Below are 13,137 nucleotides of genomic sequence, written 5' to 3'. Positions count from 1 at the left end.
TCAGCCTCTGCCGGGGTCGATCGCATCGAGAAAGCGGGTGACAGCATCCTCCCCCGCCACCGACTCGCTGCCAGCCATCACAGCAACGGAAAGGCCGATGAGCGAGGATACGGGATTGTGGCTCGTGGCACCGGCGCGAAGGTTCATCACCAGCGTCGGGCAGAGGAAGAGCCCGAGCCTGACGACCCGGCGCCAATCGGCGGGCAGCAGGCCGCGCGCCTTCAGGGTCGCCAGCAAAGGACGCCACAGGGCTTCAGCCTTGACGTCCAGCAGCGCCAGCCGAACCGGGCTCGGCGTGAAGTCCATGGTGACGTGCAGCCGGTCACCCGCAAGGACGGCGCTGGCCTCGTACCGTGCTGCTGCTTCGGCAGGATCGTACAGCCAAAAGGGATGGGCAAGGATGTTGTGGAAGGTTGTCTTCACCTCGGCGAGCAGCGTCGGGATGTTCTCACCGGCAAAGGCCGGATCGAAGAAGGCAAGGCGCGCGGAGCCATCGTGCTCCTCGTACCAGACATTGGCATTGTGAGCATCGCCATGGGCGACGACACCGCCGGCATCTGCGAGGCACGCCGGGGCGAGCCGTTGATGTGCGGCGTCGAAAAGTGCGCCGATCCCCTCCTCGTATTCGATGCCGTTGATGACGAAACGGCAGCGCGAAAGCTGGTCCCAGCCAAGCGTAAGCCCGGGTAAGGCAAAATCCTCACCGACATAGAAGCGCGAAAGCCGCCCGCCGGGATAGCTGCCGGCCGGCGCATCGATCAGGCGCTCGTAGAACAGCCGGTGGATCGGCTCGGCGGCAACCTCGGCGGCACTCACCGGATGCAGCGTGTCGAGATAGACCTTCAGCACGGCCTCGCTCAGCCCGCGCTCGGCCTCGACGGCTTTTTCGCGTGCCGCGACATCGTCCTTCACGTCCAGCGCCCGCAAGACGTCGGAGAAGCGCGGATCGGTGCGGCGGCGATAGACGAGGATCTGCTCGCCGGGCAGCACCGACATCAAGAGCGGCTGGTCCACCGGCAGGCCGGCTTTCGCCAGAATGTCGGCGCGATAATACTCGCCGCTCATCGCCTCCTCCCCCTCTTCCTGGTGGAATTTGAAAAAGAAGGCGCCCTCGTCTGTCTCGAAGAAGCCGTTCAGCGAGTTGAGGCTGTACTGGTCGTGATTGATCGCCACATTGCGCGCGTCGATTGCAAAGAGATCGCGCAACAGGTCGGCCAAAAGCCGCTCCGCCTCCCCGCTTCCGGTCTTGGCGAGCTTCCTGATTTCCGCTGTGCGGCTCGTGGGTTGGGTCATGGCATTCTTTCCGGGTGGACGGGGTTTACTTGCTGCCGTGCAGGTATCGGCTGCCAAGCGAATAGCGGCTGCCGACATAGGTCAGCGTGTTGACGGTGGCGACGACCGGCCCCGTCCAGGTCTTGCGGTGCAGGACGAGGCAGCTGTCGCCTGGGCGGATTTGCAGGAGCCGCGCATTTTCCTCGCCGGCCGGTAAAGCGCTGATCAGGTGCTCGACCTCGGTCAGCGGCGTAGCGGTCTGCAGATAGTCGTAGGTCGCAGCAATGCTGAAATCCTGCTCGACATAGCCGGAAACGAGGTCCGGATTGACGTAGCGCTCCTCGAGCTGGACGGGCAGGTCGTTCTCGAAATGAATCAAGACCGAATGGTCGACGGGCCGGACGGCTTCGAACTCGAAGGCGAGCAGCAGCTCCGGATCCGGCCGCTTGATGCGTTCCAGCACGACCACCTCGGCCCGGTGGCGGCTGCCGCGCGCCTTGATCTCGGTGATGATGTTGCTGATCTCGATCAGCGTCGATTGCGGCTTGGGCGGCGCAACGAAGGTGCCGACGCCCTGGATGCGGCGCAGGTGCCCCTCCGAGGTCAGTTCCCGCAAGGCCCGGTGTACAGTCATACGCGAGACGCCGAGCGCGGAGACGAGCTCGTTCTCCGACGGGAGCCGGCTGTTGCGGCTCCATTTGCCGCTGCCGATATTGCCGAGGACGAAATCCTTGACCTTCTCGTAGAGCGGCGATGCCGAATCCGAAAGCGTGTTCATGGTTCACTGTCTCCACCAGCATGAAGGGCCGGCAACCGGAATGACGCAGCGGTTAGTCGGCCACGGCGACGATTGTCTTCAGCGCCCGGCTTTCTCCCCGCAAAAGCCGCTCATAGGCCGCCGGTACCGCATCGAGCCCCGGCAGGACCTCGATCAAGCGCTCAAGCGCCGGGGAAAGCTCGGCAAGCAGGCCGACAGCCTCAGAAAGTTCGCCCGCGAAAGCGTGACAGCCGACGAGCGCAATTTCCCGCTCAACGAGGGTGTTGGGGTCGAGATCAAGCTTGCCGTGGCCGATGCCCACGAGGGCCAGCGCGCCGCCGCCGGAGAGAAGGTCCAGCACACCGGCAATGGCCCGGACACTGCCCGTCGCATCAAGCGCATAGCGCAGCCGCCGGCCGGAAAGCGCCGTGTCGAGGGCATCCCGCTCCAGGGCAACCACCGTACCGCCCGCCACCACCTTTACCAGCGCCGCCTTTTCAGGATTGAGGTCTGCGAGAAGAAGCGGGCCGTCGTGCAGACGCGAGAGCAGCAGCGCACTCAGCCCGCCGATCGTGCCGCAGCCGACGACGAGCACCGGCTCACCCGCCGGAGCGGCCAGCCGGCGTACGGCATGGAGCGCCACCGCCAGCGGTTCGGCCATCGCGGCGACACGCGGCGAAAGCGCCGCATCATGGCGCAGCACGAGATGGGCAGGCAGTTGCACCGCCTCGGCAAAGCCTCCATCGCAGGCTTCGCCGACAAAGCCGAGGCTTTCGCAGACATTGATGCGCCCGCTGCGGCAGGCCGGGCAGGTGCCGCATCCAACGCGGGAATCCGCACAGACCATATCGCCGACGGCGACATGGCCGACGCCCTCGCCGACCGCCGTCACGCGGCCACAGAACTCATGCCCCGCCGTCGAAGGCCGGCGTGTGATCCACTGGCCGGTGCGGTAGTTGTGCAGGTCGGAGCCGCAGATGCCGGCGGCCCGGACCGCGAGATTGACGAAGCCGGCAGACGGTGCGGAAAGCGGGGCCACCGCCTCCACCCGCAGGTCCTTCGCATCGTGGAGCCGCACCGCCTTCATGGTCTCAGCCGCCCTTCTTCAGATAGGTCTGGCGCAACGGCGACACGGCCAGCGCATGGGACGAAAAGCCCTCGTAGACCGCCAGATTGTGCGAATGCCGCGCAAACTCCGGATAGGCTGGCGCGGTGACATAGCCGATCGAGCTGCGCTTGACGAAATCGGTAACGGAGAGCGGACCGAAAGTGCGGGCCCAGCGGCTCGTCGGCAGGACCGCGTTCGGCCCGAGCGAGAAGTTGGCGATGCTGACCGGGGTGTGCGTGCCCATCAAAATCTCCGACGCCTCGGTGATGTGGCCGAGATGGATGAAGGGCTCTTCCGAGAGGAGCTCGAGATGCTCCGGCGCATAGGCATTGACGAAGGCGTAGCTTTCCTCGATCGAGCTCGTAAGCACGATGCCGCCCGTCTTGCCGGTCAGCACAGCCTTGGAGAAGGCGACGCGCTGCTCCGACATGCGCGCCCAGTGGTCCGGCAGGGCGGCAAGCGCCTCCTCCGCGACCCGGCGACTGTGGGTGACGAGGTAGGCAGACGAATCCGGGCCGTGTTCGGCCTCGATCAAGAGATCGAGCGCGGCAAGCCCGCCATGCACCGTTTCATCGGCAAGGATCATCACCTCCGAAGGGCCGGCCGGAAGGCCGGTATCGATGACACCGGACAGCGAGCGCTTGGCGGCGACCACCCAGGGGCTGCCCGGTCCGACGATCTTCAGCGCCGGTTTGACGGTTTCGGTACCGTAGGCGACCGCGGCCACGGCCTGGGCCCCGCCGACCTTGTAGACCGTCTCCACGCCGGCAAGGCGCGCGGCGACCAGCGTCGCGGCATCGACAGAGCCGTCCGGCGCCGGCGGCGTGACGATGGCAAGCTTCGGCACGCCGGCCACGACAGCAGGGACCGAGGTCATCATCGTCACCGAGGGGAAGGAGCCCTTACCGCGCGGCACATAGAGGGCGACCGACTGGATGGGCGTAAAACGGTCACCGGCAAAGGCGCCGGGCCGGATCTCCTTCAGCCACATGGCCTCCGGCTTCTGCTCCTCATGGAAGGTGCGGATGTTGTCGATACCGAACTGGATGGATTCCACGACGCTCGCATCGACCAGCTTGAAGGCCGCGTCGAACTCCGCCTCGGTGACCTTGAGGTTGGCTTCGGTCACGGCGGCCTTGTCGAGCTCGCGCCCGAAACGCGCCAGCGCCTTGTCGCCCTCGGTGCGCACAGCCTCCAGGATCGGCGCGACCTTCTCGATGAAGCTCGAAATATCGCTCTCCGACCGGCGCAGGAGGGCCGCCTTCTCCTCGGCGTTGAGCCTGGAATACTCGTAGAAAGACACTGATGTCATCGTCTTGTCCTTATGGCTGGCCCCTAAGGGCCGAAGGGTCACTTCGATTTGAGGAAGATGTCGAGACCGACCAGGCGATCGAGCAGGGCGATCGCCACGGCGGCGCAGGCGATGAAGACCACCGAGATGGCGGCCAGATCCGGCGTGATGATCGACCGGATGGAATTGTAGATCTGCACCGGCAGCGTAACGCTTCGGGCATCCACCAGAAGCAGGCTGACCAGGAACTCGTTGAGCGCGAGGATGAACATCAGGAGCGAGCCGGTGATGACGCCCGGCAGCACCGCCGGAAGCGTGATGTAGAGGAAACGCTGCACGGGCGGCGCCCCGCAATTGGCCGCCGCCAGCTCCAGGTCGGGCGAGAGGTTGCTGGCACTCGCGGTCACGGCCCAGATCATGAAGGGCAGGTTGATGACGCAGCAGGCGATGCCGACGGGCCAGAGCTTGCCGAGCACGCCGGCATTGCCGAAGACCAGCATCAGGCCGATACCGGAGCCGATCAACGGGATGGTGAAGGGCAGCAGCAGATAAATCTGGATGGAGCGGGCGAAGCGCACGCGGTACTTGGCAAGGGCGATGCCGGCAAGCGTGCCGACGGGGATGGCGACGATGGTGCAGATGGTGGCGACGATCAGCGAGCGCAGGAATGCCTGCCGGAGATCGCTTGCCTGCAAAATCGCGCCGTACCATTTGAGAGAGAGGCCGTCCGGCGGGAAGGTGATGATGTTGCCGGCCGTGAACGAGGCGCCCAGCACCACGATGGTGGGCGCGGAGAGCATGAGAAGCGCGGCGACGACGAAGGTCCACAGGACGACGGATTTGCTGCGGCTACCGGTCATTTACGCGTCTCCCCCATGGCAAGCGTGCCGGCGCCGAAGAGCATGAAGACGACCCCGACGAGGATGGATCCGACGGCGACGAGCATCAGCGACAGCGTCGCGCCGAGCCCCTGATCGGAAGTGCGGAAGAACTGGTCGTAGATCGCATTGGCGATGAAATCCTGGGTGCCGCCGCCAAGGATGGCGGGGATGGCGAAGTCCGTCAGCGACAGCGTGACGACGACGAGGCCGGCGCCGACAAGGCCCGGACGGGACAAAGGCAGCACGACATGGCGGAAGGTACGCACCCAACCGGCGCCAAGCGAGGCGGCAGCAGCCTCCAGCTCGTTCGGGATGGCCGTCAGCGCCGGAGCCAGCATCAGCACCGCGAAGGGCAGCATGTATTGCACGAGGCCGAACAGCACGGCCGGATAATTGTAGAGCAGCCGCATCGGCGGCACACCGACGAGCCCCAGCGCCTCGTTGACCATGCCCTGGTTGCCGAGGATGATGAGCCAACCATAGGCGCGCACGACCTGGCCGATGAAGAACGGCAGGAAGAGAGCGACCAGCAGGAACTTGCGCAGCGCCGAGGAGGGCGTGCGCACCATCAGGTAGGCATAGGGGAAGGCAAAGAGCAGCGTAACCGCGGTGACGATCAGAGAGCCCATCAGGCTGCGGCCGGCCACCGTCGCAAAGAAACTCTCCGTCAGCGCACGCTGGTAGTTGGCGAGCGTATAGGTCTCCGACATCAGAAACGTGCTGGTATCGAGCGTCCTGAGGCTCGTATCGCCGATCTGCAGGAGGCCGAGCACCAGCAGCCCCACCAGAACGATCGCCGGCATGAGCATGAGATAGGGCAAGCCCCGCTGGAAACTCGATGGCCAGACGGCGGCCGCAAGGCGTTCGAGCATATCCATGACACGCCATGTCACGGGATATGCGGCACGGGGAGTGCGCATGAACCGATCCTCTTAACGAAAGGAGAGTGCCCGCCGCCGATGGTGTGCGGCGGGCAGACAGGGCATCAGCCCTGCATGATTTCCTTGAACTTGGCGAACCACTGGCTCTCGTTCTCGACCTGCACCTTGGACGAGATGCGGATGAGGTGCTTGAAGGCCTCTTCCGTGGTCGGGTAGGACGGGTCGTTGACGAGATCGGCCGGCGGGGTAAGGCCGGGCACGACGCCGGGCAGGCCGAGACCGTCGAGCCAGACCTGCTGGGCTTCCTTGGTCAGCGCATGGTTGATGTACTGCTTGGCCCAGTAGAGTTCGTTTTCCGGCAGGCCCTTCGGGATCCACAGGCCGTCCGTATCGAACTTGGCGCCCTCTTCCGGCACCACCCAGGCAAGCTCGATGCCGTTCTTCTTGGCTTCGCGCACATTGGTCGAAATGGTGCAGGCGGCGTCGATCTCACCCTTCTGGAACCAGGTGGTGAAGTCCGGATCCTCGCCGAGCAGTGGCTGCTGCTCCTTGATCTTCGAGATGAAGTCCCAGGCCGGCTGCATGTTGCCGGGAATGTCCTCCAACTTGCCGCCGCCGGCGACCTGCGCCGGGAAGTGGAAGCCGATGCCGTCGTTGTAGAGCGCGATGCGGCCCTTCAGCTTCGGATCAAGAAGATCCTTCCAGGACTTCGGTGCACCGTTCGGGAAGGCCGACGGGCGGTAGGCCAGCACGTAGACATAACCATAGGTGTTGACGATCGGATAGCCATCGAGCCCGACGGGCTTGGCAAGATCGGTGGTGTTCTTGAGGTTCGGCAGGTCCGACAGGTCTTCCGTCACACCGCGCAGCGCCGACTTGGTGGCGTTGGTGGTCGTGTCCCAGTTGATGTGGATCGGCGGCACCCGCTTCTGGGCGACGGCGGCCCAGACCTTCGGCTGGATCTCGTTGTCTTCCGTCAGGTCATGACGGACGGCAATCCCCGTCGCCTTGGTGAAGCTGTCGGAAACACCGGCCTTCAGCGCCTCGACCCAGCTTCCGCCCCAGGCGCGGACGATGATCTCGGCCGGCTTTTCAGGCTCCTGGGCAAAGGCGCGGCTGACGCCGAGCGTCGAAAGACCCGCGGACGCACCGGCCGCGGCCATCGACGCCAGCAGCGTGCGGCGACGGATCTGCATGGAAGAAAATTTATCATGCGACATTACGCGTTCTCCTCTGGCTCAGCCTTCGTTGGTTATCTTGCAAAGACATGCATGTCCCTCGCATTCCAGCCGAGGCGTACCGCGTCGCCCGGGCCGAACTGCAAATGGGATTCGGGGTCGTGATCGAAGACGCGCATCATGACGTCGCCGAGCTGTGGAACCCGGATTTCATAGACGACGCGCTCGCCCTCGAAGATGCAGTCGTCCACGAGGCCATCGACAACGGTTTCGAGGCCATCCAGCCGACCGTTCCTGGGCGCGACGCGGATCTGCTCGGCCCGCACCGCGCCGGTGCCGGCCTTTCCGGTCGCAAGCGTTGCGTCCGCCGCAAGGCCGGCAAGGCGAAGACCGCTGGCTTCGATCGTCGCGCGCGCTCCGGCAAGCTCGACCACCCTGCCCTCGATGAAGTTGGTGACGCCGATGAAGTTGGCGACGAAAGCGTTCGAGGGCGCACGATAGGCATCCACCGGGCGCGCCTTCTGCTGGATCGAGCCACCGTCCATGACGACGATCTCATCGGAAACGACAAGTGCCTCGCGCTGGTCGTGTGTGACGTTGATCGTCGTGACGCCGAGCTCCTTCTGGATACGGCGGAACTCCAGCTGCATTTCCTCACGCAGCTTGCGGTCGAGCGCGGCAAGCGGCTCGTCGAGCAGCAGGAGATCCGGCTCGAACACCAGGGCACGGGCAATGGCCACGCGTTGCTGCTGGCCGCCGGAAAGCTCGTTGATACGCCGGTTTCCGTAGCCGCCAAGGCGGACGAGATCGAGATAGCGCTCCACCTTCTCCGGTATGCGGCGGGCATCGTGGCGGCGCATCTTCAACGGGAAGGCGACATTCTCCCCCGCTGTCATGTGCGGGAAAAGCGCCAGTTTCTGGAACACCATGCCGATAGCCCGGCCATGCGGCGGCACGGCGCTGACGGGCTGGCCATTGATGAAGATCTCGCCGCCGGTCGGGCGATCGAAGCCCGCGATCATGCGCAGCAAGGTCGTCTTGCCGGATCCCGAAGGCCCGAGGATGGTGAGAAACCGGCCTTTCGGCAGATCGAAGGATGCGCTCTTTACGGCATGGACATTGCCGAAGACCATGCTGACATCTTTGACGGAGACCGCAATCCGGTCGAGCGGCTCGGCCGCACGCTGTTCGGCATCGACAACGCCCATGACATTCCCCTGTGCTGCCCTACCGGCGACGCAGGGGCGCTGGAAGGCTTCCTCTTGCCACTACGGCCGCGGGCGGGCGACCGAGCATCTCGTAAGGTTGTCTATACATATGCATACAAGCTCCGTCAACCAAATATGCGCATTTTTTGCACTGCAAAACCATCCGCCTAAATTTTGTGCAATAGCGAAAAATCGCCTCTCATGCCTGCCTCTAAAGACGGCACGAGCGATACAAGGCGCTGGCGCTGTCAGATCGAGGCAAGGTAGCCGCCATCGACCGGAATGCAATGGCCGGTGACATAGGCGGCCGCATCACTGCACAGGAAAACCGCCACACCGCCAATATCGCCTTCACCACCAAAGCGGCGTTGCGGGATCTTGTCCAGCATCCGCGTCTGCCACTCCTCGTTCTCGTAGAACGCCTCCGTCATGGCCGTGCGGAAGTAGCCGGGGGCAATGGCGTTGACGCGAATATTGTGCGGCGCCCACTCCGTGGCAAGCGCCCGCGTCACGCCGAGAAGACCCGATTTCGACGCTCCATAGGGCACCGCCGTCGGAATGCCGACATAGGAGGTCAGCGAGCAGAGATTGACGATCGCGCCGCCACCGGACCTGGCCATGATGCGGCCCGCCGCCTGCGCACAGAAGAAGGCGCCCTTCAGGTTCGTCGAGAGGATCGATTCCCACAGGGCCTCATCGACATCGAAGGAGGGGCGGACATTTTCGAAGCCGGCATTGTTGATGAGGATGTCGAGGCCGCCCAGCGCATCGGCCGCCACGGCCGTCACGGCCGCACTGGCCTCCACGTCGCGGACATCCTGCACGAGCGCCACGCAGCGCCGTCCGGCTTTTTCCACCAGCGCCCGGGTCTCCGCCAGCCCCTCAAGCGCACGCGCCGTGACGGCGACATCCGCCCCGGCTTCGGCAAGCGCCACCGCAATGGCCTGGCCGATCCCGCGGCTGGCCCCGGTGACAAGCGCGCGGCGGCTGGAGAGATCGAAGATCGGACGGTTCATGGCGGCACCTCGATTGACTTCCTGCCAGAGGACAGCACTTCCGCAAGAAAATGTCTATACATATATACAGATCAAAATTCCGGGCGTATGAATGCGGCATGGCAAACCGATCGCATGGAGCCGCAAAATGGCAGACCCTTCAAGCCTGATCCGCGGAGAAATCCGCTCTATCCCGCCCTACAATGCCGGACTGACGCTCGAAGAAGTGCGGGCCACGTATCAGGTGGACACCATCGCCAAGCTCGGCTCCAACGAGAACCCCCTTGGCCCCTCGCCGGCCTTGCGACGGCTGTTTTCCGACATCGGCGAACTCGCCCGCCTCTATCCCGATCCACAGGGCCGCGCCCTGTGCACCCGGCTCGCCGCCAGCTTCAGCGTCGATAGCCGGCAGGTCATCCTCGGCAACGGCTCGGAAGACCTGATCGGCGTCATCTGCCGCTCGGTCGTGCGCCCCGGCGACACGGTCGCGACGCTCTACCCCTCCTTCCCGTTGCATGAAGACTATACGGCGCTGATGGGTGGCCGGATCGAGCGCGTGCCGGTGACCGAGAACCTGACCATCGACAAGGCGGCGCTCCTTGCCGCCGCATCCCGCAAGCCGCGCATGCTGATGTTCTCCAACCCGATGAACCCGGTCGGCTGCTGGCTGACACCGGATGAGTTGGCGGCGGTCATCGCCGCGCTCGACGCAGAGACGCTGCTGGTCATCGACGAGGCCTATGCGGAATATGCCGCCGGCGACGACTATCCGTCGGCGATCGACATGCTCAAGGGCAAGGATATCCCCTGGGTGGTGCTGCGCACCTTCTCCAAGGCCTATGGCCTCGCGGGCCTGCGTATCGGCTACGGCGTCGTCAGCGACACCGGTCTCTGCGATTTTTTCAACCGCGCCCGCACCCCGTTCAACACCAACGCCATTGCCCAGGCCTCGGCGGTCGCCGCCCTCGAAGACCTGGATCACCTCGCGCAATCGGTCAAGAGCGCCCTTACGGAACGGGAACGGCTGAAGACAGCCCTCGCTGCCGCCGGCTACCGGATCGCGCCGTCGAAAGGAAACTTCCTATTCATCGATGCTGGAAAGAATGCTTCGGATCTGGCCGTGGCGCTGCTGAAGCGTGGCGTCATCGTCAAACCTTGGAAGCAACCCGGCTTCGAGACATTCATCCGTGTCAGCATCGGCTCGCGGGAGGAGAACGACCATTTCCTTCGCGCACTTGCGGATGCGGAGGACGTGGACGCGGCGAAATCTGCCGGATAGTTGAAGACGAGAACATCGTCGTGCGGCTTTCCCAACTCGCTTCGACGTGAGGACGGCGATCCACCCCGGACAAACGCATGCCGCCTGCCCGAGGAGGTCAGTCTCGAGCAGGCGGCAGTGGAAACGGTATGGGCAGGTCTCCTCCGTATCCGCGCCAATGATAGTGCGCGGACTTTGTGGCAGTTCGGCGGGAAGCTTACAAAAATTCAAACTGGCGAAGGGTGGACCGTCCGGATCAGCCGGCAGACGGCAGGCGCACGGTGCAGACAAGCCCGGGCGCATTGTCGGACAGGGCCACTGTGCCGCCGTGCAATTCACCGATCGCCTTGACGAGGCTCAACCCGAGGCCGGTTCCCGGCGAATTCCGACTCTTGTCCAGCCTGTAGAAGCGGTCGAAGACCTTCCCGCGCTCGCGATCGGGAATGCCCGGACCGTTGTCGGATATGACAAGATGCACATGGCCGGGCGTGAGATGCGATGCGATTTCGATCGTCGTGCCTGGCGGCGTGTGGCGCAGCGCGTTGGTGAGAAGGTTCACGCACAATTGGCGGATGAGATCGGCATCGCCAAAGACGATGGCCGCGCCGTCGCATTCAAGATGCAGGATGTAGCCGTCATCCTCCGCAATCGGCCGGAACGCATCGTGGATATCGGCAAGAAGGGTTTGCAGGTCGAAGAACCGGAAATTCGTGCGGCGGTCGCGCGCCTCGATCTGGGCGATCCGCAGGAGGGCATCGAAGGTGGTCGAAATGCCGGCGAGCTCCGAGAGCGCGGCACTTGTAAAGGCGCGGCCGCTTTCTGCATCCTGCGCCTGCAGGGACTCGTCCAGCATCAGAAAGATCCGGCCGAGCGGCGTCTTCAGGTCGTGCGCGATGTCGGTCGTCACCTGCTTCAGCGCGGTGACGCTCGATTCCAGCTGCCCGATGGCCCCGTTCAGTTCCTTGGCCAAATGATCGACTTCATCATCCTGCCGGGAGACTGGAAGCCTGAGGGCAAGTTCGCCATTGCCAATCGCATGGGCGACCCTGACCAGCCTTCGGACGCGCCGGCGCAGCCGCCCGGCAACGAGGATGGCGCCCCCGGTCCCGAGGCCGAAGGAGATCGCCGTCGCCCAGCCGAAGCTGGTCGTCACGATCCGCGTCAGCCTGTCGGTGTCTTTGTAGCTCACCCCCACCGTCAGGGCATAGTCACCAAGGTCGCCGCGATAGAGCTTGTAGGCGAGTGCGCCGTCGTCCGAACGCGCCGGATTGAGGCTCGAGAACCCCTTGCCCGCCTGCGGCAGCTCGACATTTCCAGCGAGAAGCCGGCCGCCTGGATCCCGCAGATTGTAGACGGATTCCTCCCCCCGGATCGCCGGCCCGTGGCTCTTGATCATCGTGACCGCCGCGGCAACGCCCCCCACATCAAAGGCGGAGGAGATTTCGCGAAACCGCTCCAGGACACTGGCATTGAGGCGATCGTCGAGGAAATTCAGCACCATGCGATGGGCGATAAGATTGGCACTGAGATTGGCAACCGCAAACAGCATCATGTAGGCGGCGGCATGCTTCAGCGCCGTACTGCGCAGGAAGCTACTGCCGCGCATGCAGGGAATATCCGTTGCCGCGCACCGTATGCAGAAGGGAGCGGCCATAGGGCTTGTCGATCTTGGCCCGCAGCCGGCTGATATGGGTCTCGACAACGGTGCTCTGCGGATCGAAGTTGAAGTTCCAGATCCGCTCGAGCAGCATCGTCTTCGTCAGAACCCGGCCTTCATTGCGCATCAGGAGCTCCAGCAGAGCGAATTCGCGCGGCAACAGCTCGATCGGTGTACCGGCGCGCTCGGCGGTCCGGCGCATCAGATCGACCTCCAGGTCTCCCACCTTGAGGCGCGTCTTTTCCTGGGAGAGCGGGGGCCGGCGTGTCAGGGCGCCGATCCGCGCCATCAGTTCGGAAAACACGAAGGGTTTGGCGAGGTAGTCGTCAGCGCCGGCCTGCAGACCTTCGACCTTGTCGTCGATACCGCTCATCGCGGTCAGGAACAGGACGGGTGTCTGGACATGGGCCGAGCGCAGCGCCTTGACGAGGCTCAGGCCATCGAGGCCGAGGACCATGCGATCGACGATCATCACCTCGTAGGTGCAATCGAGACCAAGTGCCAGCGCATCCCGCCCATCCGTAACATGATCCACGACATGCCCCTCCGAGGAGAGGCCCCTGACCAGATACGAGGCCGTCTTGCTGTCGTCCTCGAGTAAAAGAATCTTCATTCAGGCCCTCATGCTTCCACCGGGCGAAGCGCAGATGG

The 13,137-nt window shown here is 64.3% G+C and carries 12 protein-coding genes; 1 reads left to right on the top strand and 11 read right to left on the bottom strand.

Features of this window, described 5'->3' with window-relative positions:
* From P9A16_RS18355 to P9A16_RS18315, 9 genes are all read right to left on the bottom strand, one after another.
* On the bottom strand, positions 1–1,293 hold the full coding sequence (locus P9A16_RS18355) for a hypothetical protein (protein WP_278025859.1): 1,293 nt from the start codon (positions 1,291–1,293) through the stop codon (positions 1–3).
* 25 nt (positions 1,294–1,318) lie between these two features.
* On the bottom strand, positions 1,319–2,050 hold the full coding sequence (gene hutC, locus P9A16_RS18350) for a histidine utilization repressor (RefSeq protein ID WP_023513485.1): 732 nt from the start codon (positions 2,048–2,050) through the stop codon (positions 1,319–1,321).
* A 52-nt stretch (positions 2,051–2,102) separates the two neighbouring features.
* A complete protein-coding gene (locus P9A16_RS18345; protein WP_278025858.1) occupies positions 2,103–3,116 on the bottom strand; it encodes a zinc-dependent alcohol dehydrogenase in 1,014 nt (337 codons plus the stop codon).
* Positions 3,117–3,120: 4 nt separating this feature from the next.
* A complete protein-coding gene (gene hisD / locus P9A16_RS18340; RefSeq protein ID WP_278025857.1) occupies positions 3,121–4,449 on the bottom strand; it encodes a histidinol dehydrogenase in 1,329 nt (442 codons plus the stop codon).
* 38 nt (positions 4,450–4,487) lie between these two features.
* Positions 4,488–5,288, bottom strand: coding sequence for an ABC transporter permease (locus P9A16_RS18335; protein ID WP_023513488.1), 801 nt, complete (start codon positions 5,286–5,288; stop codon positions 4,488–4,490).
* A complete protein-coding gene (locus P9A16_RS18330; protein ID WP_023513489.1) occupies positions 5,285–6,229 on the bottom strand; it encodes an ABC transporter permease in 945 nt (314 codons plus the stop codon). The genes P9A16_RS18335 and P9A16_RS18330 overlap by 4 nt, the downstream gene beginning before the upstream one ends.
* Before the next feature lie 65 nt (positions 6,230–6,294).
* Positions 6,295–7,410, bottom strand: coding sequence for an ABC transporter substrate-binding protein (locus tag P9A16_RS18325; protein ID WP_023513490.1), 1,116 nt, complete (start codon positions 7,408–7,410; stop codon positions 6,295–6,297).
* Between the two features lie 32 nt (positions 7,411–7,442).
* Complete coding sequence (locus tag P9A16_RS18320; RefSeq protein ID WP_278025856.1) at positions 7,443–8,576, bottom strand: ABC transporter ATP-binding protein; 1,134 nt, start codon at positions 8,574–8,576, stop codon at positions 7,443–7,445.
* 248 nt (positions 8,577–8,824) lie between these two features.
* Positions 8,825–9,592 (bottom strand): SDR family NAD(P)-dependent oxidoreductase, encoded by a 768-nt coding sequence (locus P9A16_RS18315; protein ID WP_023517073.1) that lies wholly within the window; start codon positions 9,590–9,592, stop codon positions 8,825–8,827.
* 127 nt (positions 9,593–9,719) lie between these two features.
* Here P9A16_RS18315 and P9A16_RS18310 point away from each other — a divergent pair, with 127 nt between their 5' ends.
* On the top strand, positions 9,720–10,850 hold the full coding sequence (locus tag P9A16_RS18310) for a histidinol-phosphate transaminase (protein WP_278025855.1): 1,131 nt from the start codon (positions 9,720–9,722) through the stop codon (positions 10,848–10,850).
* Positions 10,851–11,085: 235 nt separating this feature from the next.
* Here P9A16_RS18310 and P9A16_RS18305 read toward each other — a convergent pair whose 3' ends face one another.
* Entirely contained in the window at positions 11,086–12,435 is a 1,350-nt protein-coding gene (locus P9A16_RS18305) for a sensor histidine kinase (protein ID WP_278025854.1), read from the bottom strand.
* Complete coding sequence (locus tag P9A16_RS18300; protein ID WP_023512658.1) at positions 12,422–13,099, bottom strand: winged helix-turn-helix domain-containing protein; 678 nt, start codon at positions 13,097–13,099, stop codon at positions 12,422–12,424. Before P9A16_RS18300 ends, P9A16_RS18305 begins: the two co-directional genes overlap by 14 nt.
* Positions 13,100–13,137 lie beyond the last annotated feature (38 nt).

The organism is Shinella sp. 838, assembly GCF_029623935.1.
GTDB lineage: Bacteria > Pseudomonadota > Alphaproteobacteria > Rhizobiales > Rhizobiaceae > Shinella.
This window is presented reverse-complemented; position numbering and strand designations above follow the sequence as displayed.

Coding starts and splice junctions, on each gene's coding strand:
- hutC (WP_023513485.1), bottom strand. CDS start 2,050: ATGAACACGCTTTCGGATTCGGCATCGCCGCTCTACGAGAAGGTCAAG.
- P9A16_RS18300 (WP_023512658.1), bottom strand. CDS start 13,099: ATGAAGATTCTTTTACTCGAGGACGACAGCAAGACGGCCTCGTATCTG.
- P9A16_RS18345 (WP_278025858.1), bottom strand. CDS start 3,116: ATGAAGGCGGTGCGGCTCCACGATGCGAAGGACCTGCGGGTGGAGGCG.
- P9A16_RS18325 (WP_023513490.1), bottom strand. CDS start 7,410: ATGTCGCATGATAAATTTTCTTCCATGCAGATCCGTCGCCGCACGCTG.
- P9A16_RS18310 (WP_278025855.1), top strand. CDS start 9,720: ATGGCAGACCCTTCAAGCCTGATCCGCGGAGAAATCCGCTCTATCCCG.
- P9A16_RS18355 (WP_278025859.1), bottom strand. CDS start 1,293: ATGACCCAACCCACGAGCCGCACAGCGGAAATCAGGAAGCTCGCCAAG.
- P9A16_RS18320 (WP_278025856.1), bottom strand. CDS start 8,576: ATGGGCGTTGTCGATGCCGAACAGCGTGCGGCCGAGCCGCTCGACCGG.
- hisD (WP_278025857.1), bottom strand. CDS start 4,449: ATGACATCAGTGTCTTTCTACGAGTATTCCAGGCTCAACGCCGAGGAG.
- P9A16_RS18330 (WP_023513489.1), bottom strand. CDS start 6,229: ATGCGCACTCCCCGTGCCGCATATCCCGTGACATGGCGTGTCATGGAT.
- P9A16_RS18335 (WP_023513488.1), bottom strand. CDS start 5,288: ATGACCGGTAGCCGCAGCAAATCCGTCGTCCTGTGGACCTTCGTCGTC.
- P9A16_RS18315 (WP_023517073.1), bottom strand. CDS start 9,592: ATGAACCGTCCGATCTTCGATCTCTCCAGCCGCCGCGCGCTTGTCACC.
- P9A16_RS18305 (WP_278025854.1), bottom strand. CDS start 12,435: ATGCGCGGCAGTAGCTTCCTGCGCAGTACGGCGCTGAAGCATGCCGCC.